Origin of the sequence: Arthrobacter sp. NPDC058097, assembly GCF_042884885.1 — a bacterium.
In the GTDB taxonomy this organism is placed as follows: Bacteria; Actinomycetota; Actinomycetes; order Actinomycetales; family Micrococcaceae; genus Arthrobacter.
The window spans coordinates 482,100-508,324 of record NZ_JBHVSZ010000002.1; the positions used below are offsets into that span (position 1 = coordinate 482,100).

Genomic DNA, 26,225 nt, shown 5'->3' on the forward strand with positions numbered 1-26,225 from the left:
TCCGTGGGCTGTTTATTTCCCTCGTTGAGCTCCGCAACGACATGAAACTCTACACGAACTTTCGGCCGGTGTGAAATCGGGGCGGGCGGGGGGCACCGATTAGCGTGGAAGCCGCAGAATCAGCGCGGAATCAGGGTTTTGGTTGTTGCTGAGAGCCCAAAGATCCCCGTTCGGGGCCACTGCAACGTTCCTGATCCGCCCAAACTGCCGCGTGAAATAGCCCACAGGAATGCCGGCGTTTTCGCCGTCGAGCGGGACGGCCCAGATGCGCTGACCCCGCAGCGCGCCAAGGTAGGCCGTGCTGCCAACGATTTCCAGTCCGCTGGGCGAGGACTCCGCCGTCGACGGCCAGACAACCTTGGCGTCAATGAAGCCGTCCCGGTGCGGTGCCCCCGTGACTTCCGGCCACCCGTAGTTTCCGCCGGGCTGGATCAGGTTGAGTTCGTCGTTGACGTCCGGGCCGAACTCGCTGGCCCACAGCCGGCCCTGGCTGTCCCATGCCAAACCCTGGACATTCCTGTGGCCAAGGCTGTAGACGGGGCTGTTCGGGAAGGGGTTGCCCGGCGCAGGGGCGCCGTCCCTGGTCAGCCGCAGGATCTTTCCGCCCAGGGCGTTCCTGTCCTGCGGCTGCTCCCGGCGCTGCGAATCGCCCGTGCCGACATAGAGGAACCCGTCCGGGCCGAGGCGGATCCTGCCGCCGTTGTGCGTGGAGGCTTTGGACATTCCGGAAAAGATCACCTCAGGAGCACCCAGCCGGAGGCCACCGCCGCCGGCCGTGCCGGTGCCTTCCAGGCGCATGCGCGCGATCCGGTTGTCCTCGGCCGCGGTGAAGTAGGCATAGAGATAGTGGTCAGAGGCGAAGTCCGGCGACAACGCCAGGCCCAGCAGCCCGCCCTCGCCGCCTGGAACGACGCCGGGGACGGGCCCGATAGTGCTGACCCTGCCGTCGTTCACGGATTTGAGCAGGGCGGAATCGCGTTCGGAGATCACGGCCGTGCCGTCCGGCAGGAAGACCGTCGACCACGGAATCGTCAGTCCCTCGATCCTGCTCCGGAGCTCAGGTGCCCGCGGAGGCAAGGGAGCCGCGCTGGTACCCGAGGTGCCAGTACCGGAAGGGCCCGTCCCCTGCGTGCCGGTGCCCGGCGCGGACGTCCCGGTTGCCCCGCTCACCGTGGGTCCGGTGCTGCCCGGGGCGGGAGGACCGCCGTTGCCCGTGCAGCCGGAGAGCCCCAACGTCAGGGACAGGGACAGCGTCAGGGCGGAAAGCGAGAGGGTGGGCCCTGCCGGGGGCATGGCAGCGTTAGCGCCGGGACCGGCGCGGCGCGCGGAACCCGGCAGCCTCGGCGTGCGCCGGGGAAAGGAACCAGACCTCGGCCCTGGCGTCCTCGTAGCCGGAGCTGTCTTCGTCGTAGTAGGTCATGGCGCCGACGTCACCCTTGACGGCGAACCCCGCCGGGGCGCTGCCGTCTGCTTCCGGCGCAGCCGAACCCTCGCCGAAGGGATGCTCCGGCGCGGTTTCCGTTCCCTCGGCGGCGGCCTGCTTGTGGGGGATGGGCTGTTCGCCGAAACCCCGTTCCGCGCCGAAGCCCTGTTCCAGGTGGTGGGGCTGGGGTTCGCGGTGATGGGGCTGGGCCTCGTGGCTGGCTCCGGCTTCCGCGGCTGCGGAGGATTGGATCCGCTGCTGGGTTTCAGCCTCGGCGTCCAGGGATTCGGCCGCGGCCGATTCCGCGCCCGGCAGGGTGGGGGCGTGCGGGTCCGTGTACTCGGCGTGGTGTGTCGGGGTGGCGGGCTGCGCCGGTGCCTGCTGGGCGGAACTGCCTGCTTCGGGCCGGGCGGCTTCGGCCGTCCCGGTTTCGGCGCTGCCGGCATCCGACCACTGGGCGTCCCACTCTGCTTTGTCGCCGTCGTCGTCCCAGTCGTCAACATCGCCTCCGGCGGACCGCGCTGAGGACGGGCGGGCGGTGGCGGCCTCCCAGGATTCGATGTCCGGTTCCACGTCCTCGGGGTCGGGGCGCGTGGCCGCGGGGGCGGGCTGGCCCGCCAGCGGTGCGGCTTCCGCGGCTGCCGGCGCAGCGTCCGGTTCGGCCTGGCGGCCCGTTTCCGGTGCGGTCCGGGTGGTGCCCGACGCCGGTCCCGCTGCCGTTGCGGCGGCAGAAGCGGCCGACGGCGTCTCTTCCGTCCGGGTGGATGCTGCGGATCTGGTTCCGGCCGGGGAAGCCGCCTGCTCGGTCCGGGCCGCGTCTGCTGCCGTTCCCCGCGAGTTCCGGTTCAGCAGCCACCAAACCATGGCGATGATCAAAACGATGACAATGACCCAGATAATCCACTCCATAGCAAAGCCTTTCATCCGTCACACGAGGTTGCCGTTGCTTGACGGTACGTCGCTGTCAATAGGGCTGTCTAGGCTTGTCAACGCCAGCGGGGGAGCGGGGCGGCAGCGGCTCGCTTCCAGAATGTGAGACGGAAGTCCACTATTTGATCAGAATTTTCCGGAAAATGTGCCGAAGGTGCCGCTTCCGGTCATTGGCAGCCTGTCGGGAGTCATAGACTTTGACCCATGAGTGAGGACACCCTGAACGGAACCGGCAACAAGCCTGACATCAAGCCCCGGAGCCGGATTGTCACCGACGGCATTCACGCAGCTCCGGCACGTGGAATGTTCCGGGCTGTCGGCATGGGGGACGACGACTTCGCCAAGCCCCAGATCGGCGTCGCGAGCTCCTGGAACGAAATCACTCCCTGCAATCTGTCCCTGAACCGGCTGGCCCAGGGCGCCAAGGAAGGCGTCCACGCCGGCGGCGGATTCCCGATGCAGTTCGGCACGATCTCCGTTTCCGACGGCATCTCCATGGGCCACGAGGGCATGCACTTCTCCCTGGTCTCCCGCGAAGTCATCGCTGACTCCGTGGAAACCGTCATGCAGGCGGAGCGCATCGACGGCTCCGTGCTGCTGGCCGGCTGCGACAAGTCCCTCCCGGGCATGCTCATGGCAGCCGCGCGCCTCGACCTCGCCAGCGTCTTCCTGTATGCCGGCTCCATCATGCCCGGCTGGGTCAAGCTGGAGGACGGCTCCGAAAAGGAAGTCACCCTGATTGACGCCTTCGAAGCTGTCGGTGCATGCGCCGCCGGCAAGATGAGCATGGAAGACCTCACCCGCATCGAGAAGGCCATCTGTCCCGGCGAAGGCGCCTGCGGCGGCATGTACACCGCCAACACCATGGCCTGCATCGGCGAGGCCCTGGGCATGTCCCTTCCCGGCTCCGCCGCCCCGCCCTCGGCAGACCGCCGTCGTGATGAGTTCGCCCGCAAGTCCGGCGAGGCAGTCGTGAACCTGCTGCGCCAGGGCATCACGGCACGCGACATCATGACCAAGAAGGCCTTCGAGAACGCCATCGCCGTCACCATGGCCTTCGGCGGATCCACCAACGCCGTCCTGCACCTGTTGGCGATCGCCCGTGAGGCTGAGGTCGAACTGACGCTGGACGACTTCAACCGCATCGGCGACAAGGTCCCGCACCTGGGCGACCTGAAGCCGTTCGGCCGCTACGTCATGACCGACGTCGACAAGATCGGCGGCGTGCCGGTGATCATGAAGGCGCTGCTCGACGCCGGCCTGCTGCACGGCGACTGCCTCACCGTTACGGGCAAGACCGTTGCGGAAAACCTTGAGGCCATCAACCCCCCGGACGTGGACGGCAAGATCCTGCGCGCGCTGGACAACCCGATCCACAAGACCGGCGGCATCACCATCCTGCACGGCTCCATGGCTCCGGAAGGTGCTGTCGTGAAGACCGCCGGCTTCGACGCCGAGGTCTTCGAGGGCACTGCCCGTGTGTTCGAGCGTGAGCAGGGCGCCCTGGACGCACTGGACAAGGGCGAGATCCAGAAGGGCGACGTCGTGGTGATCCGCTATGAAGGCCCCAAGGGCGGTCCGGGCATGCGCGAGATGCTCGCCATCACCGGTGCCATCAAGGGTGCCGGCCTCGGCAAGGATGTCCTGCTGCTCACCGATGGCCGCTTCTCCGGCGGCACCACCGGCCTGTGCATCGGCCACGTCGCCCCCGAAGCGGTCGACGGCGGCCCCATCGCCTTCGTCAAGGACGGCGACCGGATCCGCGTGGACATCGCTGCACGCAGCTTCGACCTGCTCGTTGACGACGCAGAACTCGAAGCCCGTAAGGAAGGCTGGGCACCGCTGCCGGCCAAGTTCACCAAGGGTGTCCTGGCCAAGTACGCCAAGCTGGTGCACAGCGCCTCCACGGGCGCCTACTGCGGGTGATTCCTTCCCTTGATGCGCGGCGCGCGCGCCGCGCATCAAGGGGCCCTCGGAATCCCCCTTATTAAGCCCTGCCGCCTCCGGCGGTCGGGTTGCGGTTCGACCCCACCGTTTGGAAGCGGGTCGAAAATGGACAATGATGTCCAAATGGTGAGATAGCGTTAACTCTCGTTGACACGTATCTCACTTAGAGGGAAAACTGAACGCATGATCGCACTCGTTACCAGCCGCGCCGCTGCAAATGCAGTCGTCGTACTTACCAAGCGCGTGGCTCCATAGCCCGACTGGTAACGAACTGTCACGCGCAACCCCTCGAAAAGCCGCCAGGCTGAGGGGTTTTTTTATTTTCCGGGCGGGACGGAACGTTCAGGTTTCCTAGCACCACACCAATTCAAGATCCACTAAGGAAGAGTTCGATGAGCAAAGGATCGCCCATCAGCCCCTCGCTGATGGCTTCAAAGTCCACTGGAGCCGCCAAGGCTCCGGAACGCGTCGACAAGCCGGCTGACGCCGGGGTCGACACTGCTGCAGCCGCCTCTCCTGTCCTTGGGCCGAACAACGTCGTACCCCCGACGGTGATGACCGGCTCAGAAGCAATTGTCCGTTCGCTCGAAGAACTCGGCGTCGATGACATTTTCGGTTTGCCCGGTGGCGCGATCCTGCCCACCTACGACCCCTTGATGGCCTCCAAAATGAACCACGTTCTGGTCCGTCACGAACAGGGAGCCGGCCACGCCGCGCAAGGCTACGCCATGGTCACCGGGCGGGTGGGCGTCTGCATCGCCACCTCAGGCCCGGGCGCCACCAACCTCGTCACCGCCATCATGGATGCGCACATGGATTCCGTTCCGCTCGTGGCCATCACCGGCCAGGTTTCCAGCGGAGTGATCGGCACCGATGCCTTTCAGGAAGCCGACATCGTGGGCATCACCATGCCCATCACCAAGCACTCGTTCCTGGTGACGGACCCCAACGATATTCCGCACGTTATGGCCGAGGCGTTCCACCTCGCCTCGACCGGACGTCCGGGCCCGGTCCTCGTTGACGTCGCCAAGGACGCCCAGCAGGGGCAGATGACCTTCTCCTGGCCGCCCAAGATCGACCTGCCGGGCTACCGCCCCGTGGTCCGCGGCCACAACAAGCAGGTCCGCGAGGCCGCCAAGCTGATCTCGGCCGCCAGCAAGCCTGTGCTGTACGTGGGCGGCGGCGTGGTCAAGGCCCATGCCGCGGCCGAGCTGCGCGAGCTGGCCGAGCTGACCGGCGCCCCCGTGGTCACGACGCTCATGGCCCGCGGCGTTTTCCCGGATTCGCACCCGCAGCATGTGGGCATGCCGGGCATGCACGGCACGGTCTCGGCCGTGACCGCGCTGCAGCAGGCGGACCTGCTGGTGACCCTGGGTGCGCGCTTCGACGACCGCGTCACTGGCGTCCTGAAGACCTTCGCGCCCAACGCCAAGGTCATCCACGCGGACATCGACCCCGCGGAAATCTCCAAGAACCGCACCGCAGACGTTCCCATTGTGGGCTCCGTGAAGGAGATCATTCCGGAGCTGACGGAAGCCGTCCGGACCCAGTTTGGCACCACCGGAACCCCGGACCTGGCCAACTGGTGGGCCTTCCTGAACAACCTGAAGGACACCTACCCGCTGGGCTGGACCGAACCCGAGGACGGCCTGACTGCACCGCAGCGCGTCATCGAGCGCATCGGCGCCCTGACCGGTCCCGAAGGCATCTATGTTGCCGGCGTGGGCCAGCACCAGATGTGGGCTGCGCAGTTCATCAAGTACGAGCGCCCGCATGCCTGGCTGAACTCCGGCGGTGCCGGCACCATGGGCTACGCCGTTCCCGCCGCCATGGGCGCCAAGGTGGGGGAGCCGGACCGTGTGGTCTGGGCTATCGACGGCGACGGCTGCTTCCAGATGACCAACCAGGAACTGGCCACCTGCGCCATCAACAACATCCCCATCAAGGTTGCCGTCATCAACAACTCCTCGCTGGGCATGGTGCGCCAGTGGCAGACCCTTTTCTACGAGGGCCGCTACTCCAACACGGACCTGAACACAGGTCACGAGACCATCCGGATCCCGGATTTCGTCAAGCTCGGTGAGGCCTACGGCTGCGCGTCCTTCCGGTGCGAGCGGGACGAGGACATCGACGCAACAATCCAGAAGGCTCTGGAGATCAATGACCGCCCCGTGGTCATCGACTTCGTGGTCAGCCCCGACTCCATGGTGTGGCCGATGGTGCCCGCCGGCGTCAGCAATGACCAGATCCAGGTTGCCCGCAACATGACCCCGGAATGGGAAGAGGAGGACTGATCATGAGCCGCCACACACTGTCCGTTCTGGTCGAAGACAAGCCCGGTGTGCTGACCCGCGTGGCCAGCCTTTTCGCCCGCCGCGCCTTTAACATCAATTCCCTGGCCGTAGGCCCGACGGAAGTCCCGGGCATCTCCCGGATGACCGTCGTCGTCGACGCCGACGGTGACCTGATCGAACAGGTCACCAAGCAGTTGAACAAGCTGATCAACGTGATCAAGATTGTTGAACTGACTTCCGAATCTTCCGTACAGCGCGACCACATCCTGGTCAAGGTACGTGCGGATGCCGCAACTCGTCTGCAGGTGACCCAGGCTGCAGACCTGTTCCGTGCTTCAGTGGTCGACGTCTCCACAGACTCGGTGGTCATTGAAGCAACTGGCCATCCCGAAAAGCTCACGGCGCTGCTTTCAGTGCTGGAGCCCTTCGGTATCCGCGAAATTGTGCAGTCCGGCACCTTGGCCGTTGGACGGGGATCCCGCTCCATGAGTGATCGGGCGCTACGCTCCGCGTAAGGCAGAGCCTAGTCGGAGCGTTCGCCCGCAAACGCAGCACCAGAGACACGCATCTACAAAAATCCACTCAAGAGGAGTTACGCAAGTGACTGAAATGTTTTACGACGACGACGCAGACCTGTCGATCATCCAGGGACGCAAGGTTGCCATTGTTGGCTACGGCTCCCAGGGCCACGCCCACGCGCAGAACCTGCGCGATTCCGGCGTCGAGGTTGTCATCGCCCTCAAGGAAGGCTCCAAGTCCATCGCCAAGGCCGAGGACGCAGGCTTCCAGGTCAAGAACGTTGCCGACGCCGCCGAATGGGCCGACGTCATCATGATCCTGGCGCCGGACCAGCACCAGCGCTCGATCTTCAACGACTCCATCAAGGACAAGCTGACCCCGGGCAAGGCCCTCGCCTTCGCGCACGGCTTCAACATCCGCTTCGGCTACATCCAGGCACCGGAGGGCGTTGACGTCATCCTGATCGCCCCGAAGGCTCCGGGCCACACGGTCCGCCGCGAATTCGAAGCCGGCCGCGGCATCCCGGACATCATCGCCGTGGAGCAGGACGCCTCCGGTTCCGCCTGGGACCTGGCCAAGTCCTACGCCAAGGCCATCGGCGGCACCCGCGCCGGCGTCATCAAGACCACCTTCACCGAAGAGACCGAAACGGACCTCTTCGGCGAGCAGGCTGTCCTGTGCGGCGGCGTGTCCCAGCTGGTCCAGTACGGCTTCGAAACCCTGACCGAAGCCGGCTACCAGCCGCAGATCGCCTACTTCGAGGTGCTGCACGAGCTCAAGCTCATCGTTGACCTCATGTGGGAAGGCGGCATCGCCAAGCAGCGCTGGAGCGTTTCCGACACCGCAGAGTACGGCGACTACGTCTCCGGCCCGCGCGTCATCACCCCCGAGGTGAAGGAAAACATGAAGGCCGTCCTCGCGGACGTCCAGTCCGGTGCCTTCGCCAAGCGCTTCATCGAAGACCAGGACAACGGCGGCGTCGAGTTCAAGGAGCTGCGCGCCAAGGCTGAGCAGCACCCGATCGAGGGCGTTGGCCGCGAGCTGCGTTCCCTGTTCTCCTGGCAGCAGCAGGACCAGGACTACGTCGAAGGCTCTGCAGCCCGCTAAGGCTGCGCCCCTTCCAGCGTGACAATGAGGCCGGGTTCACACTTAACAATGTGAGCCCGGCCTTTCCGTACGCCTAGACTTTATTTACCCCCAGGACTTCAACGCAGAGGATCAGCTGTGTCAAAACCCGTAGTATTGCTTGCCGAAGAACTTTCGCCCGCCACCATCGAGGCCCTTGGCCCGGACTTCGAAATCCGCCAGACCGACGGCGCCGATCGTTCCCAGCTGCTCTCTGCCATCGAGGACGTTGACGCCATCCTGGTCCGCTCCGCCACCAAGGTGGACGCCGAGGCCATTGCCGCCGCGAAGAACCTGAAGGTCATCGCCCGTGCCGGCGTCGGCCTGGACAACGTGGACATCAAGGCCGCCACCCAGGCCGGTGTCATGGTGGTCAACGCCCCGACGTCGAACATCGTGTCCGCCGCGGAACTGACCGTAGGCCACATCCTGAGCCTGGCCCGCCACATCCCGCAGGCCAGCGCCGCCCTGAAGGACGGCGAGTGGAAGCGCTCCAAGTACACCGGCATCGAGCTCTTCGAGAAGAAGATCGGCATCATCGGCCTGGGCCGCATCGGCGCCCTGGTGGCCGCCCGCCTGCAGGGCTTCGACACCGAGATCCTCGCGTTCGACCCCTACATCACTTCGGCCCGCGCCGCCCAGCTCGGCGTGAAGCTCGTCACCCTGGACGAACTGCTCGCCCAGTCCGACTTCATCACCATCCACATGCCCAAGACGCCGGAAACGGTCGGCATGCTCGGCGCTGACGCCTTCAAGAAGATGAAGAGCACGGCCTACGTGATCAACGTGGCCCGCGGCGGCCTCGTGGACGAGGAAGCCCTCTACACCGCGCTGCAGGACCGCCAGATCGCCGGCGCCGCCGTGGACGTCTTCGTCCAGGAACCCAGCACCGACCTGCCGTTCTTCAAGCTGGACAACGTTGTGGTCACCCCGCACCTGGGCGCGTCCACGGACGAGGCGCAGGAAAAGGCCGGCGTGTCCGTCGCCAAGTCCGTCCGCCTCGCCCTCGCCGGGGAACTGGTTCCGGACGCCGTGAACGTCGCCGGCGGCGTGATCGCCCCCGACGTCCGCCCGGGCATCCCGCTGATCGAGAAGCTGGGCCGCATCTTCACCGCGCTGACGCACGCCTCGGTGACCCAGATCGACGTCGAGGTTGCCGGCGAAATCGCCGCCCTTGACGTCAAGGTCCTGGAACTCGCCGCCCTCAAGGGGGTCTTCGCCGACGTTGTCACCGAGCAGGTGTCCTACGTCAACGCGCCGGTGATCGCCGAGCAGCGCGGCATCAACGTCCGCCTCATCACCACCCCCGAAGCCGAGGACTACCGCAACGTCCTGACGCTGCGCGGCGCCCTGAGCGACGGTGCACAGATTTCCGTGGCCGGTACCCTGACCGGCCCCAAGCAGGTGCAGAAGCTCGTCGGCGTGAACGGCTATGACGTCGAGATCCCCATCAGCGAGCACCTCGTGGTGGTCTCCTACGCCGACCGCCCCGGCGTCATCGGAACCATCGGCCACATCCTGGGCATGAACAACATCAACATCGGCGGCATGCAGGTGGCACGGAACTCGGAGGGCGGCCAGGTCCTGGCGCTGCTCACCATCGACAGCTCCGTACCACAGCAGGTGCTGGACGCCATCAAGGCCGGCATCGGTGCCGAGATGGTGCGCGAAGTGGACCTCGAGGACTAGTCCGACGAACACCGGCCGGCAACGGCCAGGTCCCCAACGCGGGGTGAACTCCACGTCCCCTGGAGTTCACCCCGGCCACGTATGATTGGCCGGTCTGCGTACAATAGCTAGGTTCGAATTTAAGGATCCAGCCGACAGGCCGGCCAATACTTTTTGCACGCCCGCATTGGGACACCTCCACATTTCTTCGGTCATCGTGGCGTGCGCACGCAATCCAGGTTTCAGGGAGCCCAATGAACGCCGTCCAGAGGTTCATCAGAAGCAAAGTGCTGCTGCTGACCGCTGCAATTCTGATCTTCGCCATGTGCCTGTCCGTCCTCGTCCAGACCCAGTCGCAGGCAGCGCTGAACCGGACCGTGGACCAGAACTCGCGCGGGCTCTACGACATCCTGGTCCAGGCCAAGGCCGGCTCGGACGGTACGCTCATGCAGCCCGAGATTGCCACCGGCCAGGGCGGCATCAGCTTCGACCAGCTGCAGAAGATCCGGGATCTGTCCGGCACCTCCGTGGCCGCCCCCATCAGCCTGGTCTCACGCGTGACGCAGAACCTTGAGACCCCGCGCCTGGAGGCCATGGACTACCTGGGCTTCAACGCCGGACTCGTCGGCACCGCCACCGCCGGGCAGCCCGGCGGCACCGACCCCAGCAAGTGGCCGGCAGCCCAGTCGGTGCTCAGCGACACGCCCAAGAAGTACCGCCTGACGGCCAGCGCCACGAGCGCCGACGGGTCCTCGCAGCACACCCTGTTCAAGTCCACTGCCGAGGGCACCCTCGGCAAGGGCAAGCTCGTGGAACAGCAGGTCGAGGGAGGCAACAGCATCCAGATCGCAGGTCCCGACGGCGAAACCGGGATCAAGTTCCCGGCCCCGGCCGGCGGGTCCGAGCACAACCTGTTCAACCTCACTGTTGCCCTGCCCATGGCTCCGGAGGTCACCGAGTCCGTGGTCGCCGTCGACCCCGTCTCCGAGCGTGCCCTGCTGGGCACCGCCGGTGACTTCCTCGCACCGCTGGAAAAGGCACCGCCGGCAGACGCCCGCAGCGCCGAGGCGGTCGGGCAGCACCTGGAGAGCCTCTTCACCACGGGCATTGGCATGAAGGAACTCGAAGAGGGCCCTGACTTCCTCGGCGTGAAACTCAAGTACTGGGCCCCCATCATGACCCAGTACCAGCAGGCCAAGCGCAACGGCCAGCTCACCGAGGACTCCCAGGCCATCCCGCTGATCGTCCGCTCCGGCACGTCGGTCGACCTGAAGTACTCCGTGAAAATCGAAGAGATCGACGACTCCGGAAACGTGGTCAAGGAAGTCGGCACCGCCGAGCGCTCCCTGGACAAGGACTACCTGCCGTTCGTGTCCAAGTCGCCCTTTGCGCTGTCCTGGCCCGGGTCCACGGATTACTCCAAGCTGCTCGGCAATTCGGCGAACTTCAGCCGCGGCCTGTACAGCCCTGCCACCTGGAGCACCAACTTCGCCTCCGCCCCCAAGTACACGGATGGCTCCACGGCAGGCAACGGCGCCGAGGACAAGACCGCCACCCCCGGCGAGTGGGTCACCGTGAACCGCCTGCCGGAGAAGAGCGCCACCGGCGAGGCCGTGGACCAGACCCAGCGAAACCCCGTCGACGAGCGCTCCTACCGGGAGAACCTGGAAACGGGCAAGAAGCTGGCCACCCCGCTCGCGATGGTCTATGGCACGTTCGATCCCGCCGCCGTCCAGCAAGCGGCCGGGGACGTCAACCGGCTTCCGCTCGGCGGCTACGATCCCACGCCCATGACGCTGACCAAGGACGCGCAGGGCAAGGACGTTGCGGGCACCACGCTCAAGCCCTCGCTGAGCGCCACCGGACTCGTCAGCCAGTCGGCCGGCGCCATCACCGACTACTACGGCCTGGCTGCTGCCCGCGGCTACGAGAAGAACGCCTCCGTCATCGACGCCGTCCGCGTCCGCGCCAGCGCGGCAGGCAGCTGGAAGCAGGTCCAGCCTGAGGTGGACAAGCTCGCCGCCGAGATCCGGGACATGGGGCTCGAAGCCACCGTCGTGGCCGGTTCCGCCCGCGAGGACGCCAACATCTTCGTTCCCGGCTACTCCAAGGACGACGCCGGCAAGGAGTCCGCGCTCGGCACCGTCCAGCAGTCGTGGGTCAGGCAGAACGCGGCCGACGCCGTGGCCGGCTCGCTGACCGCGACGAACCTGACGCTGCTGTTCCTCACCCTCTGCGGTGCCGCCCTGCTGACCGGCGCCTCGACTGTCAGCTACGTGCGGCTGCGCCGCAGCGAAGCCGGCACGCTGCGGGCCATGGGCTGGACCCAGCGCCGGATCCGCTCATGGGTCCTGGAGGAGTTCGCCGTCGGCGCCGGACTGCTGGCCGTTGCCGGCGTAGTGCTCAGCCTGCTGAGCTGGAACATCGCCACCGCCATCGTCTCGGCGTCCGTGCTGGCCCTGTACCTGGGCGCGGCCTTCTTCGCCGCCCAGCAGCTGCGCCACCGCGAGGTGGTCGACCAGGAGCCGCAGCACGACGAGAAGCTCATCGCCGTCGACTCGCCGCTGACCTTCGCGAACCGGCAGCTGAGCACGCACCGCTTCAACGCCATTTCGCTGGCCGTCGCAGTTGGTGTGTTCGGGTCGGCGGTGGGCGGCCTGATCGCCCTGCTGATCGACATCCCGCGGGCCGCCGGCGCCAGCGCCCTCAGTGGCCTGGCTGCCGCCAGCGTGGCACTGCCGAGCATCGTCCTTGGCCTGTCCGGCGTGGCAGTGGGGCTCCTGCTCACGCTGGTGACCGGGCGCTTCGAGCTGAAGGCCAAGCGCCGGTACCTCGGGACGCTGCAGGCGATGGGCTGGAACCCCGACATGCTCGGTCAGGTCCGCTTCTTCGAGAATGCCCTGGTGGGAGCGGTTGCCGTGCCGCTGGGCATCCTCGGCGCCCTGGGCATCGGCCTTGTTCTTGCCCCCTACGCCGCGCTGTGGGCCGCAGTGGCCGGGCTCGTGGCTGTTCTCTGCTGGATTCCGATTGCAACGAAAGTGGTCAAATGAGTAACGACCTGAACCTTCGCCGCGTGCGCGGGAACAAAGAGGCTGAAACCCCGGTCCAGACCCGGGCCAACACCATTGTCAAGGAAGCCGATCACGCCACCCCGCTGGAGCTGAACAACATCACCATCCGCTACGGCGGAGGCAAGAACGGGTCCGACGCCGTCAGCGTCGTGGAAGGCTTTGACCTCACCCTGAGCGCCGGGGAGATGCACTGTGTGGCCGGCCGAAGCGGATCGGGCAAGACCAGTATCCTGACCGTCGGGGCGGGCCTGACCCTGCCGACGTCGGGCCGGGTGCTGTGGGAGGGGGACTCCCTCGAAACCATGTCCGACGACGAGATCGCAGACCGCCGCCGTGCCCTGATCGGCTACGTTGACCAGGGCGGCGCCCTGATCGACGGCATGAGCGCGCTCGAGAACGTGCTCCTCCCGGCAGTGCCCGACGGAGAGGTGGAGCAGCGGCGCGAAATGGCCAAGGACCTGCTGGACCTCGTGGGCCTCGGCCGCCGCATGCGGCACCGTCCCGAGCAGCTCTCCGGCGGTGAGCGCCAGCGCGTCGCCATCGCCCGTGCCCTGATCCTGGGCACCCGCGTCCTGGTGGTGGATGAGCCGACGGCCAGCCTGGACCGGGCCTCCGCCAACCGCATTATCAGCATCCTGAAGGACACCACGTCCGATGGCATCGCAGTCCTCGTGGCGTCACATGACCACGAACTGGTCCGGCTGAGCGATACGCTGACCGAACTGATCTAGATCCATTCCTCCGCATAAAGGTAACGTTCCGCCCGTGACTTCCTCAGACAAGAGCCCCTTCTACATCACTACGGCCATCACCTACCCGAACGGCGTGCCGCACATCGGCCACGCCTACGAGTACATCGCCACGGATGCAATGGCACGGTTCAAGCGGCTCGACGGCTACGACGTGAAGTTCCTGACCGGCACCGACGAGCACGGGCTGAAGATTGCGCAGACCGCGGAGAAGGAAGGCATCTCGCCCAAGGAGCTGGTGGACCGGAACGCGGAGATCTACAAGGCCGCGCACGCCGCCCTCGGCATCAGCTACGACCGGTTCATCCGCACCACAGATGCGGACCACTACACCGCCTCGCAGGCCATCTGGAAGAAGATGGAAGCCAACGGGGACATCTACCTGTCCAAGTACGAGGGCTGGTACTCCGTGCGGGATGAGGCCTACTACGGTGAGGACGACACCGTGGTCAAGGACGACGGCGCCCGGTACACCAAGGAGACCGACACCCCGGTGACCTGGACCGCGGAGGAAAGCTACTTCTTCCGGCTGTCCGCCTACCAGGAGAAGCTGCTGGCCCTGTACGAGGCCCAGCCGGAGTTCGGTGCGCCGCAGTCCCGGTTCAACGAGGTCATCAGCTTCGTCAAGCGCGGCCTCGAGGACCTGTCGATCAGCCGCACCACCTTCGACTGGGGCGTGCCCGTCCCGGGCGACGAAAAGCACGTCATGTATGTGTGGGTCGACGCGCTGACCAACTACCTCACCGGCGCCGGCTACCCGGATGTCGAATCGGAGTCGTTCAAGCGGTACTGGCCGGCCGATGTCCACATCATCGGCAAGGACATCTCGCGCTTCCACGCCATCTATTGGCCGGCCTTCCTCATGAGCGCGGGCCTCGAGCTGCCCAAGCGGGTCATGATCCACGGCTTCCTGCACAACAACGGCGTCAAGATGTCCAAGTCCCTGGGCAACGTCGTTGCCCCGGAGGACTTCGTGGCGCAGTACGGCCTGGACCAGGTGAGGTTCTTCTTCCTGCGCGAGGTTCCGTTCGGCGCGGACGGAAGCTACAACCACGAAGCGATCGTCGGCCGGATGAATTCCGACCTGGCGAACAACTTCGGAAACCTGGCGCAGCGCTCACTGTCCATGGTGGCCAAGAACTGCGAAGGCCGCGTCCCTGCCCCGGGCGCGTTCACCGACGCCGACACGGCAATCCTGGGCCAGGCCAACGCCCTCCTGGAGCAGGCCCGTGCCGCCTTCGAGAAGCAGGAGTTCAGCCGCGCCCTCGAGGCAATCTGGACGGTTCTCGGGGACACCAACGCGTACTTCGCAGAGCAGGCACCGTGGGTGCTGCGGAAGACCGACGTCGAACGCATGCAGACGGTGCTGTACGTGACCCTCGAGGTGCTCCGCATCGTGTCGATCCTGGCCCAGCCGGTCATGCCTGCCGCCACCGCCGCCCTGCTTGGATACCTCGGCCAGCCGGAAGGCGCGGCCCGGGAGTTCCCCGCCATCGCGACGCCGATCGCGGCGGGCACCGACCTGCCCGCTCCGGCGCCGGTGTTCCCGAAGTACGAGGAACCCGCGGACGGCTAGTACGTACCGTCGCCCGGATAGTGAGACGCTTTGACCAGAATGTGGATGGCTTGGCTACCCTGAAAATATGAGCGCATCTACCATCAATCTTGCTGTCATTCCGGGCGACGGCATTGGCCCGGAGGTCATCGCCGAAGCCCTGAAGGTTCTCGAAAAGGTCGTGGCCGCCGAGGGCGTCACCCTGGACCAGACCCACTACGAGCTCGGTGCCCAGCACTGGCTCGAAAGTGGCGAGACCCTTCCGGATGCTGTCCTGGAGGACCTGAAGACGCGCGACGCCATCCTGTTCGGCGCCATCGGTGCAGCCCCCGGCGATACGCGTATCCCGTCCGGCCTGATTGAACGCGAGCTGCTCCTCAAGCTGCGCTTCAGCCTCGACCACTACGTCAACCTGCGCCCCTCCCGTCTCTACGGCACGGTGGGCAGCCCGCTGGCCGAACCGGGCAACATCGACTTCATCGTCGTGCGTGAAGGCACCGAGGGCCCCTACGTGGGCAACGGCGGCACCCTGCGCGGCGGCACGCCGCACGAGGTGGCCACCGAGGTTTCCCTGAACACAGCCCACGGCGTGGAGCGCGTTGTCCGCGATGCCTTCCGCCGGGCCAATGAGCGCCCGCGCAAGAAGCTGACGCTGGTCCACAAACACAACGTGCTGGTTTTTGCCGGCCACCTGTGGAAGCGCACCGTGGAGGCCGTAGCCAAGGAATTCCCCGAGGTCACCCACGACTACCTGCACATCGATGCCGCCACCATCTTCATGGTCACCGACCCCGCGCGCTTCGACGTCATCGTCACCGACAACCTCTTCGGCGACATCATCACCGACCTCGCGGCAGCCGTCACCGGCGGCATCGGCCTGGCCGCCTCGGGCAACATCAATATGGACCGCACTGCGCCGTCCATGTTTGAACCCGTCCACGGTTCCGCACCCGATATTGCGGGCCAGCAGAAGGCAGACCCCACGGCTGCCATCCTGTCCGCAGCCCTCCTGCTGGACCACCTGGGCTACGCAAATGCGGCCCGGCGGATCGAGTCCGCGGTGGTGGCCGACGTCGAAAGCCGCAACGGTGAAGTGCGCAGCACAAGCGCCATCGGCGACGCCATTGCGGCGGCCGTTTAGCGTCCCCCAGCAGGCGTAAGCTTGACCTGAATTACCAATCGCTGCCGTGGTCCGATGCTGAACCACGTTCAGATGCCAGGCAGCCGACCGTGGAGGAACCATGACTCAGACTGCCCATGGCGTCGAATTCACCCAGCAGCCCTCGGCCACCCCGAAGTCTGCTGAGGAGCGTGCAGCCATCCTGGCGAACCCAGGCTTTGGCGACCACTTCACCGACCACACTGCGATTGTTGACTACACGGTCGACGCCAGCGGCCAGGGCGGATGGCATGATGCCCGGATCGAGGCCTACGGGCCCATCATGCTGGATCCTTCCGCCGCAGTGCTGCACTACGGGCAGGAAATCTTCGAGGGACTGAAGGCATACCGTCACGCGGACGGCTCCATCTGGAGCTTCCGGCCGGAGGCCAATGCCGCCCGGATGAACAAGTCCGCCCGCCGCCTGGCCCTTCCGGAGATCCCGGCCGAATACTTCCTCGGGGCCATCCGCGAACTCGTGGCAGCGGACAAGGAATGGGTTCCGTCCGGTGACGGCGAGGCCCTGTACCTGCGGCCGTTCATGATCGCCACCGAGGCGTTCCTTGGTGTCCGCGCAGCCCGTGAGGTGTCCTTCCGCGTCATCGCCTCGCCGGCCGGCAACTACTTCGGCGGGGAGCTCAAGCCGATTTCGATCTGGATCTCCCGCGAATACGCCCGGGCAGGCCGGGGCGGCACGGGGGCTGCCAAGTGCGGCGGCAACTACGCAGCCTCGCTCATCGCGCAGCAGGAAGCCGAGGCGAACGGCTGCAAGCAGGTGCTGTTCCTGGACCAGTTCAACGACAATGCCGTCGAGGAACTCGGCGGCATGAACGTCTTCTTCGTCATGAAGGACGGCTCGCTGGTGACGCCCGCGCTGAGCGGCACCATCCTTGAGGGTGTGACCCGCTCGTCGATCATCCAGGTGGCCAAGGACATGGGCCGCGAGGTCACCGAACGGAAGATCACCCTGGACGAATGGCGCGACGGCGTGGCCTCCGGCGAGATCGCCGAGGTGTTCGCCTGCGGTACCGCCGCCGTCATCACCCCCATCGGGGTCCTGAGGGACGCCACGGAGTTCATCGGCTCCGAGGATGCCAAGGCCGGCGAGACCACCATGGCCATCCGCGCCCAGCTGCTCGGCATCCAGACCGGAACGGTCGAGGACACCCACGGCTGGCTGACCCGGCTCGCCTGAGCCTCTTCCATACTGAAAAGCGAACGACGGCGGGTGGCCGGCTGGGCCGTTTCGGCTCACCGGCCGCCCGCCGTCGTTCTTTTCCTGTATGCCGGCTGGTTCCGGATGACAGAATGAAACCCGTGAACCAGCACATCACCAGCGCCCTTACCGACAGCAGTCCGCTGACGCGTTTCCGCCTCGCGCCGAATCCGGGGCCGATGAGCCTGGACGGGACCAACTCCTACATCGTGGGGGAACCTGGCCACGGGGCCGTGGTGGTGGTTGATCCGGGCCCGCTCGACGAGACGCACCTTCAGGCCCTCGCGGCGGCCGGACCCGTGGAGCTTGTTCTGGTCACCCACCGGCACGCGGACCACACCGCAGGCTCGGCCCGCCTCGCCGAAATCACCGGCGCCCCGGTCCGGGCCGCCGCTCCCGAGCATTGCCATGGGGGAACCGTGCTGCAGCCGGGGGAGACCATCGCCGCCGGCGGCACCGAGATCCGGGTGGTCTCCACCCCCGGGCACACCTCAGACTCCGTCTGCTTCCACCTGCCCCTCGACGGCCCCGCCGGCTCGGTGCTGACCGGCGATACCATCCTGGGCCGGGGGACCACGGTGCTGGACCACCCGGACGGCACGCTGGCCGGCTACCTCGCTTCCCTCGACCGGCTGGAACGGCTTGGGCCGGCCACTGTGCTGCCCGCCCACGGCCCCGTTCTGCCGGCGCTCGACGCCGTGGTCCGCGCCTACCGGGACCACCGGCTGGACCGGCTGGCGCAGATCCGAACGGCCCTGGCCGGTCTCGGCCCGGACGCCGGCGTAGGCGAGGTCACCAGCGTTGTCTATGCCGACGTCGACCCTTCCGTCCGGCGCGCCGCGGAGAATTCCGTGGCGGCACAGCTGGAATACCTGCGCCTCCTGAGGGAGCAGGACTGAGACTGTAGGCTTGGAGCCATGCGTATTGCCCGGTTTGTAGTCGATTCTGATCCCCTTTACGGCGTTGTTGAAGGCCAGCCCGGCAGTGAGGAAATCACTGTCATCAACGGCGATCCCTTCTTCAACGGTGTGGAACGCACCTCCGTGCGGCACAAGCTGGAGGATGTCCGCCTGCTGGCGCCCATCATTCCGCGCAGCAAGGTGATCGGCGTGGGGCGCAACTTTGTGGAGCACGCCCACGAACTCGGCAATGAGGTGCCCCAGCAGCCGCTGCTGTTCCTGAAGCCGAACACCTCCGTGGTGGGTCCGAACGATCCCGTGGTGCTGCCGGAGTTCTCCGAGGAAGTCTCCTTCGAGGCGGAGCTGTGCGTCGTCATCGGCCGTATCTGCAAGGACGTGCCGGAGGAACGTGCCGACGACGTGATCTTCGGATACACCTGCGGCAACGACCTCACCGCCCGCGACGTCCAAAAGACCGACCTGCAGTGGGCGCGGGCCAAGGGCTTCGACACCTCCGCGCCGCTCGGACCATGGATCGAGACCGAACTCGACCCCGAGGACCTGTCCATCAAGGGCCGGCTCAACGGCGAACTGCGCCAGGACGGCAGCACCGCCCAGATGATCCGCGGCGTCCGCGAACTGGTTTCCATCGTCTCCAGCGCGTTCACGCTGCTGCCCGGCGACGTGATCATGACCGGCACGCCGGCCGGTGTGGGGCTCGTCCAGGCCGGCGACCGCTACGAGGTTGAGATCGAAGGCATCGGCCGGCTGTCGAACCCCGTCGTCCGCCGTTAGCCGTACTTGGCCGGGGACGGCGCAGGGGTGCCCGGTTGGTAAAGTTGTTATCACTATGACTACCCCCTCCGCCGCTCCTGCTGCCATTCCTGCCGTCACCGCCGAAACGCCCGTCCGCGTCCGCTTCTGCCCGTCACCCACGGGCACCCCGCATGTCGGGCTGATCCGCACGGCGCTGTTCAACTGGGCCTATGCCCGCCACACCGGCGGCAAGATGATCTTCCGCATCGAGGACACGGACTCGGCACGCGACAGCGAGGAAAGCTACCACCAGTTGCTGGATGCCCTGAAGTGGCTCGGCATCGACTGGGATGAGGGCGTCGAGGTGGGCGGGCCCCACGAGCCCTACCGCCAGTCGCAGCGGAGTGACCTCTACCAGGACGTCATCGCCAAGCTCAGGGCCGGCGGCCATATCTACGAGTCCTACTCGACGCCGGACGAGATCGAAGCGCGCCACCGCGCCGCCGGACGCGACCCGAAGTTGGGCTATGACGGCTTTGACCGTGACCTCAGCGACGAACAGGTCGCGGCATTCAAGGCCGAGGGCCGGGAAGCCGTGCTGCGGCTGCGGATGCCGGACGAGGACATCACCTTCACCGACCTGGTCCGCGGCGAGATCACGTTCAAGGCCGGCTCTGTCCCGGACTTCGCCGTGGTGCGTGCAAACGGAGCCCCCCTCTACACCCTGGTCAACCCGGTGGACGACGCCCTCATGGGGGTCACCCACGTTCTCCGCGGCGAGGACCTGCTGAGCTCCACGCCGCGGCAGATCGCCCTGTACCGTGCGCTCTATGCCGTGGGCGTCGCCGAGTACATGCCGGAGTTCGGGCACCTGCCCTACGTCATGGGGCAGGGCAACAAGAAGCTCTCCAAGCGCGACCCGGAATCGAGCCTCTTCCTGCACCGGGAGCGCGGCTTCATTCCCGAGGGCCTGCTCAACTACCTTTCCCTGCTCGGCTGGTCCCTGAGCGCCGACGAGGACATCTTCACGGTGGAACAGCTCGTGAAGAACTTCGACATCCACGATGTCCTGGCCAACCCGGCCCGCTTCGACCTCAAGAAGGCCGAAGCGATCAACGGAACCCACGTCCGTCTGCTGGACCCCGCGGTCTTCCGCGAACGGCTGGTCCCGTACCTCCGGCGCGAGGGCCTGGTGGGGGAGATCCTCACCGACCGCCAGGAGGAAATCCTGACGGAGTCCGCACCGCTGGTCCAGGAGCGCATCACCCTCCTCGGCGAAGCACCCGAGATGCTGGCGTTCCTGTTCAAGGCCGACGACGAGATCGACGTGGCGGACGACGCCCGCAAGGGGCTACCGGAGAACGTCACTGAGGTTCTTGATGCGGCGCTGGCCGCCCTCGAGCCGGTCGACGACTGGAGCGCGGAAAACATCCAGTCCGCGCTGAAGCAGGCGCTGGTGGAGGGCCTGGGCATCAAGCCGCGGCTGGCGTTCGGTCCCGTGCGGACGGCGATCTCCGGCCGCAGGATTTCGCCGCCGCTGTTTGAATCCATGGTCATCCTGGGCAAGGATTCGTCCCTGGCGCGCCTGCGCGCTTTCCGCGGCTGATGTCACAGCCCGCAGTGGAAACCGCCGTCCTGGCCCCGAGCCTCGGGGCCGTCAGCGGTGTCCTGTTCGACATTGACGACACCCTCGTGGACCTTGCCTACGCCATGACCACGGCGTTGCGGGACGCCAGCGAACACCTCCTGCCCGGCCTGGACCAGACCGGATGGGAGAAGGTTGGGCGGATCTTTACGCACGAGACGACGCACTACTACGACCGCTACCTTGCGGGCGAACTGACCTTCAATGAGCAGCGCCTGCTCCGGGGCCGGGCAGCCCTGGGCCACTTCGGCGTCGAAATGGGCGAGGGCGAGGAGGCGCACAACTGGCTCAGCACCTACGCGCGGCTGCAGCCCAGCTACGTGAAGGCCTTTGAAGACGTCCTGCCGCTCCTTGACGCGCTGGACCAGACCGGCATCCCCTATGGGGCCGTGAGCAACAACGTGCACGACTACCAGCGGGCGAAGCTGGACAGCGCCGGGCTGGAACGGATCCGGTTCCTCGTGGGCACGGACACGGTCGGTGTCCCCAAGCCCGACCCCGCCATTTACCTCGAAGGTGTCCGGCTGATCGGCAGCACGCCGTCCACCACGCTGTACATCGGCGATAACCGTCTCCTGGACGCTGAAGGTTCGACGGCGGCGGGACTGTTGGGCATCTGGCTGAACCGTGGCGGGGAGCAGGCTCCCGGTTTCCAGGGGCAGGAGATCACCTCGCTGCTGGAACTGCTGGCGCTGCCGCCGGCTCCAGCCAGCTGATCGGGGGCCGTTTCCTGTGCCCGCCGCCGCTCTTGGAAGTGTGGCACAGGTAACGGCCCGCCGATTTGTGCAGGGCAAAACTGTCGGGTAGAGTAATTACTCGTGCTGAGGGGCACGGAGCGAAAGATAGAGACTTTCGACCGGCCCGAAAGTGCCAATGGGATATGGTGTAATTGGCAACACTACGGTTTCTGGTACCGTCATTCTAGGTTCGAGTCCTGGTATCCCAGCTCTGAAATTCTACGGATTTTCCGCAGATTCTCAGGTGTTGCGAATCGAAATTGATCGATTTGGAACAAAGCCAAATGTGTGAAACACTAACTTGGCTTGATCGGCAGGGATGCTGATCGGAAAGTACACGGCCCCATCGTATAGCGGCCTAGTACGCCGCCCTCTCACGGCGGTAACGCGGGTTCGAATCCCGCTGGGGTCACAATAAATCCCCCGGAGCATTGCTCCGGGGGATTTTTTTATGCCTTTGCGTCCTGGCGGTGCCATGGCCGCTAAACCCTATGGCCATGGTGCGGGCCCTGCAATACTCTGAACCCAGTCAAGTCATTGGGGGAAATCCATGCTGGGGAACAGGTTCGCGGAGGGCAAGAATTCGCTCAACGCCATAAGACTGGTACTCGCCGCCATGGTCATCGTTTCCCACGCATGGTGGCTAGGCGGATACGGACCTGAACCGCAGCCCGGTGGTGTGAAGCTGGGCACGTGGGCCGTCATAGGCTTTTTCGGCATCTCCGGATACCTCATCACCCAAAGCAGGATGCAGGCCAGGACAGCGTGGAGCTACGCCCGGGCGCGCTTTCTCCGCATCTTCCCGGGACTGTTCGTGTGCGTCGCGGTGGTAGCTCTTGCTGGAATCCCGGGAACTCTGGACGGCATGCCGGATCCCCGCTTGTGGAATGGCCCGCTGTGGACCCTGTTCTTGCCGTCGATGTGGGCTGGATGGCCTCACGCAGTACCGCCGCTCATTTTCGCCGGAGCGGCATTGCTCCTCGTGGCACTCCTGGCGTGGTTGTCCTGCCGCTATGTAGAGGGTCCTGCCCGGCGCTGGCGCCGTCCCCAGACCGCGGCGAGAAGGGTGGCCGAACTGTCATGATGAAGCTGTGACTTCATCCAACGAGCCGGCACCGTCTTCCGGCAACACGCTGCCCAGAGGCCAGTCATCGGTCGGGCAGTCAGCTAAGGCTGTAGCGCTGCTCGAGGCCGTACACCGCGACTTGGACGCGGTTTCGCTTCCGCTGGCCCTCCCCGGCGCCGAGGAAGACAGGCTGGAGATCCGCAGATCCCTGGCGCAGCTCGAGGACTACATCCTGCCGCGCTACCGCAGCCTGGATGCGCCGCTGCTGGCCGTCGTCGGGGGTTCCACCGGAGCGGGAAAATCGACGCTGGTCAACGCCTTGGTCGGCCATCCCGTTACCCGTGCCGGCGCCATCCGGCCCACCACCCGCCAGCCCATCCTCCTGCACCATCCCTCGGAAGCTGCCTGGTTCGAAGACCAGCGGGTGTTGCCAGGCCTCAGCCGGATCCGGGGGACTGTGGTCCCTGCCACCGTCCCGGGCACCGTTCCGGCCGCCACACCCGCGCCGGCCGGGGCGGCGGGTACACCCACGGACACCTCGCCCGTCACGTCATTGGTCCTCGTGGGCGAGCCCGAGGTGCCCGAGGGCATAGCACTGCTTGATGCTCCGGACGTGGACTCCATCTCGGACGAGAACCGCAGGCTCGCCGGGCAGTTGCTGGCAGCAGCGGATCTGTGGATTTTCGTGACTACAGCCAACCGCTACGCCGACGCCGTGCCGTGGAAGCTGCTGCTCAACGCGGCTTCGAGGGACATCATGGTGGCGGTGGTCCTCGACCGTGTGCCGCCCGCTGCGGAAGCTGAGGTGAGCGAGGATCTGCGCAGCATGCTGGCACGGGAGGGCCTTGGAACCGCCCGCCTCTTCGTCATCCCGGAAGTCCACCTTGGCGGTTCCGGCATGCTGCCGGCGGAGACCGTGGAGCCCCTGCAGGCCTGGCTTCGTGGCCTGGCCGCCGATGCCGCTGCCCGGGCCGACATCGTACGGCGGACCCTGCATGGCGCGGTGCGGGAGCTTGGCCAGCGCGTGGGACGCATCGCCGACGCCGCCAGCGAGCAGGGCCGTGCCGCCAGGCTGCTGGGCGACGACGTGCGGGCCGCCTACCAAGATGCAGGCACCCGGATCATCGACGCCACCAAGGACGGGGCCCTGCTCCGCGGGGAGGTCCTGGCCCGTTGGCAGGACTTTGTGGGAACGGGAGAATTCTTCCGGAGCCTGGAGCAGAACGTCGGGCGGTTCCGCGACCGGCTCGGGGCATTCTTCCGCGGCGAGCCCGCGCCCGCTGTGAAAGTGGAAACCGCCATTGAAACAGGCCTCCAGGCCGTCATCCTGGATGAAGCTGCCAAAGCGGCGGAGGACGCAGACCAGCGCTGGCGCTCGGATCCGGCGGGACGGCAACTCCTGGGCACGGACGACCTCTCGGGAACGAGCCCGGGGTTCGCGGACCTGGCGGCAGCGGAAATACGCGACTGGCAGGCGGGTCTCATGGAACTGATCAGGACCGAGGGGCAGGACAAGCGGACCCAGGCGCGGTGGCTCTCCTTCGGTATCAACGGCCTCGGTGCCGCGCTGATGATCGTGGTGTTCTCCATGACTGCCGGGCTGACCGGACTTGAAATCGGCGTCGCCGGTGGCACCGCCGTCGTAGGCCAGAGACTGCTGGAAGCTGTCTTTGGTGAGGACGCCGTACGGCGGCTCGCCCGGACCGCCCGCGACGATTTGAGCAGCAGATGCCGGAACCTGCTGGCGGCCGAGCAGGAGCGCTTCCTGGACCGGCTGGACCCGGAGGCCGGTCAGGCCGCCGTCGGGCTCGCCGAACATGCTCAAGCGCTGGCGCGGCTGGCGGACGCCACATGAACCGCTGGGGGAGGGCGAAGGAAGAAACGCGGCTGCAAGGCCGCCTCGATGCTCTGGGCAAGGCCCGGGAACTGGCCGAGGGCGTGCTGCCCGACGCCGCCGTCGAGGATGTGCTCCGGGTGCTGGAACGGGCCCGGTCACGGCGGTCGCTCTCTGCCGACCATACGGTGGTGGGTTTCTTCGGGGCGACCGGAAGCGGAAAATCCACCCTGTTCAATGCCGTGAACGGCGCTGAGATCGCGACGGCGGCGGCGCGCCGTCCCACCACATCTGAACCTTTGGCGAGTGTCTGGGGAGCCGACGGCAGTGAACCGCTGCTGGACTGGCTGGACGTGCGCGCCCGTCACCTCGCCGATCCCGTGGACGGGTTTGCAGACGAGGATACCGGGCTGATTCTGCTTGACCTGCCCGACTTTGATTCCACGCGCACCGCGAACCGGGAGATCGTAGAGCGGCTCGTGGGGATGGTGGACGTGTTGGTCTGGGTGCTGGATCCTCAAAAGTATGCCGACGCTGCCGTCCACAACGGCTTCCTGGCGCCGCTGGCGTCCCACGGGGCCGTCACTCTGGTGGTGCTCAACCAGGTGGACAGGCTGCCGGCAGGCGACGTTCAGCCTGTGATGGAGTCGCTGCGGGGGATCCTGGCACGCGACGGGCTGGGCAAGGTGCAGGTCATGGCGGCCTCCGCGCTAACGGGAGCGGGAGTCGACGGCGTCCGTGCTGCCATCCGCCGCGTGGTGTCGCAACGGGAGGCCCTGTCCCTTCGGTTGTCCGCTGACGTGACCAAGGCCGCGGCGCAGCTGGAGGAAGCCTCGGGCCGCGGGGAAGCTGCAGGGGTGAAGGGCGGGACCGCGGCGCGGCTCGCTGACGAACTGGCCGTGGCGGCGAACGTGCCGCTGGTGGCTGACGCTGTGTCCACGTCCTACCGGATCGAGTCCACCCGGCGCACAGGCTGGCCCGTGACGCGCTGGCTTGTCCGTTTCAGGCCAGATCCGTTGCGCCGGCTCAACCTGCGGCGCAATACCAGCGCCGAGGTGAACCGGACGTCCCTGCCGCCCGCGGGCGCTCCGGAGCGCGCGCGGACCGACGCTGCGGTCCGCCAGTTTGCCGATGCCGCCAGCGACGGTGCCCCCGGTCCCTGGCGGGCATCGATCCGCGCCGCGGCCCGGGCGGGGAGGGACCGGCTGCCTGATGCCCTTGACCAGGCCATCGCCGGGGCAGACCTCGCTGCGGGCCGGAAGTCCTGGTGGTGGAGTGCATTCAACGTGATCCAGTGGCTGGCGCTGCTGACGGCCGTGGCAGGTCTCGGGTGGCTGGGTGTACTCGCGGGCCTCGGCTACCTGCAACTGCCCGTTCCGGAGGTTCCCAGGGTAGAGGGCTGGCCGATCCCGACCCTCATGATTGCCGGCGGAGCTGGGCTGGGGATCCTGCTCGCCGTGACGGCCAAATTCATTTCAGCCGGCGTGGCACGTCGCCGCGGCGCGAGGGCCAGGAAGCGGCTCAATGCTGCTGTGGCAGAGGTGGCGGGCCGGCTGGTGGTGGAACCGGTCGAGGCGGAAGTGCGCCGGCTGGAGGCGTTCAACGCGGCGCTGCGGAAGGCCGCGGGCTAGA

19 protein-coding genes and 2 tRNA genes are annotated in these 26,225 nt (G+C 66.5%); 19 read left to right on the plus strand and 2 right to left on the minus strand.

The window, feature by feature from the left end:
* Positions 1 to 99: 99 nt before the first annotated feature.
* Both ACFVTE_RS06130 and ACFVTE_RS06135 read right to left on the minus strand, forming a co-directional pair.
* Positions 100 to 1,293, minus strand: coding sequence for a PQQ-dependent sugar dehydrogenase (locus ACFVTE_RS06130; protein WP_387098201.1), 1,194 nt, complete (start codon positions 1,291 to 1,293; stop codon positions 100 to 102).
* Positions 1,294 to 1,300: 7 nt separating this feature from the next.
* Positions 1,301 to 2,332, minus strand: a complete 1,032-nt coding sequence (locus ACFVTE_RS06135; RefSeq protein WP_387098203.1) for a hypothetical protein — start codon at positions 2,330 to 2,332, stop codon at positions 1,301 to 1,303.
* A gap of 225 nt (positions 2,333 to 2,557) precedes the next feature.
* On the opposite strand from ACFVTE_RS06135, the gene ilvD reads away from it, so the two are divergent.
* The 19 genes from ilvD to ACFVTE_RS06230 all read left to right on the plus strand — a co-directional run bounded on the left by ilvD (position 2,558) and on the right by ACFVTE_RS06230 (position 26,224).
* On the plus strand, positions 2,558 to 4,279 hold the full coding sequence (ilvD, locus tag ACFVTE_RS06140) for a dihydroxy-acid dehydratase (RefSeq protein ID WP_387098205.1): 1,722 nt from the start codon (positions 2,558 to 2,560) through the stop codon (positions 4,277 to 4,279).
* Between the two features lie 413 nt (positions 4,280 to 4,692).
* A complete protein-coding gene (locus ACFVTE_RS06145; RefSeq protein WP_387098207.1) occupies positions 4,693 to 6,594 on the plus strand; it encodes an acetolactate synthase large subunit in 1,902 nt (633 codons plus the stop codon).
* Positions 6,595 to 6,596: 2 nt separating this feature from the next.
* Complete coding sequence (gene ilvN / locus ACFVTE_RS06150) at positions 6,597 to 7,109, plus strand: acetolactate synthase small subunit (protein ID WP_050054685.1); 513 nt, start codon at positions 6,597 to 6,599, stop codon at positions 7,107 to 7,109.
* 85 nt (positions 7,110 to 7,194) lie between these two features.
* Positions 7,195 to 8,220: a ketol-acid reductoisomerase gene (gene ilvC, locus ACFVTE_RS06155; RefSeq protein ID WP_331574867.1), complete on the plus strand. Its 1,026-nt coding sequence runs from the start codon at positions 7,195 to 7,197 to the stop codon at positions 8,218 to 8,220.
* Between the two features lie 117 nt (positions 8,221 to 8,337).
* Positions 8,338 to 9,927 carry a phosphoglycerate dehydrogenase gene (serA, locus tag ACFVTE_RS06160; protein WP_387098209.1) on the plus strand — a complete coding sequence of 530 codons (1,590 nt, stop codon included), beginning with the start codon at positions 8,338 to 8,340 and terminating at the stop codon, positions 9,925 to 9,927.
* 233 nt (positions 9,928 to 10,160) lie between these two features.
* On the plus strand, positions 10,161 to 12,956 hold the full coding sequence (locus ACFVTE_RS06165; protein ID WP_387098211.1) for an ABC transporter permease: 2,796 nt from the start codon (positions 10,161 to 10,163) through the stop codon (positions 12,954 to 12,956).
* Positions 12,953 to 13,708: an ABC transporter ATP-binding protein gene (locus tag ACFVTE_RS06170; RefSeq protein WP_387098213.1), complete on the plus strand. Its 756-nt coding sequence runs from the start codon at positions 12,953 to 12,955 to the stop codon at positions 13,706 to 13,708. The genes ACFVTE_RS06165 and ACFVTE_RS06170 overlap by 4 nt, the downstream gene beginning before the upstream one ends.
* A 34-nt stretch (positions 13,709 to 13,742) precedes the next feature.
* Positions 13,743 to 15,302 (plus strand): methionine--tRNA ligase, encoded by a 1,560-nt coding sequence (gene metG, locus ACFVTE_RS06175; RefSeq protein ID WP_387098215.1) that lies wholly within the window; start codon positions 13,743 to 13,745, stop codon positions 15,300 to 15,302.
* Between the two features lie 67 nt (positions 15,303 to 15,369).
* Complete coding sequence (locus ACFVTE_RS06180; protein ID WP_387098217.1) at positions 15,370 to 16,422, plus strand: 3-isopropylmalate dehydrogenase; 1,053 nt, start codon at positions 15,370 to 15,372, stop codon at positions 16,420 to 16,422.
* A 100-nt stretch (positions 16,423 to 16,522) separates the two neighbouring features.
* A complete protein-coding gene (locus ACFVTE_RS06185; protein ID WP_387098219.1) occupies positions 16,523 to 17,635 on the plus strand; it encodes a branched-chain amino acid aminotransferase in 1,113 nt (370 codons plus the stop codon).
* 113 nt (positions 17,636 to 17,748) lie between these two features.
* Entirely contained in the window at positions 17,749 to 18,555 is an 807-nt protein-coding gene (locus ACFVTE_RS06190; RefSeq protein WP_387098221.1) for an MBL fold metallo-hydrolase, read from the plus strand.
* A gap of 18 nt (positions 18,556 to 18,573) precedes the next feature.
* On the plus strand, positions 18,574 to 19,350 hold the full coding sequence (locus ACFVTE_RS06195) for a fumarylacetoacetate hydrolase family protein (protein ID WP_377989844.1): 777 nt from the start codon (positions 18,574 to 18,576) through the stop codon (positions 19,348 to 19,350).
* A 55-nt stretch (positions 19,351 to 19,405) separates the two neighbouring features.
* Complete coding sequence (gene gltX / locus ACFVTE_RS06200) at positions 19,406 to 20,917, plus strand: glutamate--tRNA ligase (RefSeq protein WP_387098223.1); 1,512 nt, start codon at positions 19,406 to 19,408, stop codon at positions 20,915 to 20,917.
* Positions 20,917 to 21,672 carry an HAD family hydrolase gene (locus tag ACFVTE_RS06205; RefSeq protein ID WP_387098225.1) on the plus strand — a complete coding sequence of 252 codons (756 nt, stop codon included), beginning with the start codon at positions 20,917 to 20,919 and terminating at the stop codon, positions 21,670 to 21,672. The genes gltX and ACFVTE_RS06205 overlap by 1 nt, the downstream gene beginning before the upstream one ends.
* Before the next feature lie 158 nt (positions 21,673 to 21,830).
* Positions 21,831 to 21,902 (plus strand) — tRNA-Gln (locus ACFVTE_RS06210).
* A 130-nt stretch (positions 21,903 to 22,032) separates the two neighbouring features.
* Positions 22,033 to 22,105, plus strand: a tRNA-Glu gene (locus tag ACFVTE_RS06215).
* A 138-nt stretch (positions 22,106 to 22,243) separates the two neighbouring features.
* Positions 22,244 to 22,777, plus strand: coding sequence for an acyltransferase family protein (locus ACFVTE_RS06220; RefSeq protein ID WP_387098227.1), 534 nt, complete (start codon positions 22,244 to 22,246; stop codon positions 22,775 to 22,777).
* A 7-nt stretch (positions 22,778 to 22,784) separates the two neighbouring features.
* Positions 22,785 to 24,614 (plus strand): dynamin family protein, encoded by a 1,830-nt coding sequence (locus tag ACFVTE_RS06225; RefSeq protein ID WP_387098229.1) that lies wholly within the window; start codon positions 22,785 to 22,787, stop codon positions 24,612 to 24,614.
* Positions 24,611 to 26,224 carry a GTPase gene (locus tag ACFVTE_RS06230; protein WP_387098231.1) on the plus strand — a complete coding sequence of 538 codons (1,614 nt, stop codon included), beginning with the start codon at positions 24,611 to 24,613 and terminating at the stop codon, positions 26,222 to 26,224. The genes ACFVTE_RS06225 and ACFVTE_RS06230 overlap by 4 nt, the downstream gene beginning before the upstream one ends.
* Position 26,225 lies beyond the last annotated feature (1 nt).

What these genes read in the sequence shown, in the direction of transcription:
- ACFVTE_RS06185 (WP_387098219.1), top strand. Translation starts at nt 16,523, where the DNA reads ATGACTCAGACTGCCCATGGCGTCGAATTCACCCAGCAGCCCTCGGCC.
- ACFVTE_RS06230 (WP_387098231.1), top strand. Translation starts at nt 24,611, where the DNA reads ATGAACCGCTGGGGGAGGGCGAAGGAAGAAACGCGGCTGCAAGGCCGC.
- ACFVTE_RS06130 (WP_387098201.1), bottom strand. Translation starts at nt 1,293, where the DNA reads ATGCCCCCGGCAGGGCCCACCCTCTCGCTTTCCGCCCTGACGCTGTCC.
- ACFVTE_RS06170 (WP_387098213.1), top strand. Translation starts at nt 12,953, where the DNA reads ATGAGTAACGACCTGAACCTTCGCCGCGTGCGCGGGAACAAAGAGGCT.
- ACFVTE_RS06165 (WP_387098211.1), top strand. Translation starts at nt 10,161, where the DNA reads ATGAACGCCGTCCAGAGGTTCATCAGAAGCAAAGTGCTGCTGCTGACC.
- gltX (WP_387098223.1), top strand. Translation starts at nt 19,406, where the DNA reads ATGACTACCCCCTCCGCCGCTCCTGCTGCCATTCCTGCCGTCACCGCC.
- ilvN (WP_050054685.1), top strand. Translation starts at nt 6,597, where the DNA reads ATGAGCCGCCACACACTGTCCGTTCTGGTCGAAGACAAGCCCGGTGTG.
- ACFVTE_RS06190 (WP_387098221.1), top strand. Translation starts at nt 17,749, where the DNA reads ATGAAACCCGTGAACCAGCACATCACCAGCGCCCTTACCGACAGCAGT.
- ACFVTE_RS06180 (WP_387098217.1), top strand. Translation starts at nt 15,370, where the DNA reads ATGAGCGCATCTACCATCAATCTTGCTGTCATTCCGGGCGACGGCATT.
- ACFVTE_RS06145 (WP_387098207.1), top strand. Translation starts at nt 4,693, where the DNA reads ATGAGCAAAGGATCGCCCATCAGCCCCTCGCTGATGGCTTCAAAGTCC.
- ilvD (WP_387098205.1), top strand. Translation starts at nt 2,558, where the DNA reads ATGAGTGAGGACACCCTGAACGGAACCGGCAACAAGCCTGACATCAAG.
- ACFVTE_RS06195 (WP_377989844.1), top strand. Translation starts at nt 18,574, where the DNA reads ATGCGTATTGCCCGGTTTGTAGTCGATTCTGATCCCCTTTACGGCGTT.
- ACFVTE_RS06220 (WP_387098227.1), top strand. Translation starts at nt 22,244, where the DNA reads ATGCTGGGGAACAGGTTCGCGGAGGGCAAGAATTCGCTCAACGCCATA.
- ACFVTE_RS06205 (WP_387098225.1), top strand. Translation starts at nt 20,917, where the DNA reads ATGTCACAGCCCGCAGTGGAAACCGCCGTCCTGGCCCCGAGCCTCGGG.
- ACFVTE_RS06135 (WP_387098203.1), bottom strand. Translation starts at nt 2,332, where the DNA reads ATGGAGTGGATTATCTGGGTCATTGTCATCGTTTTGATCATCGCCATG.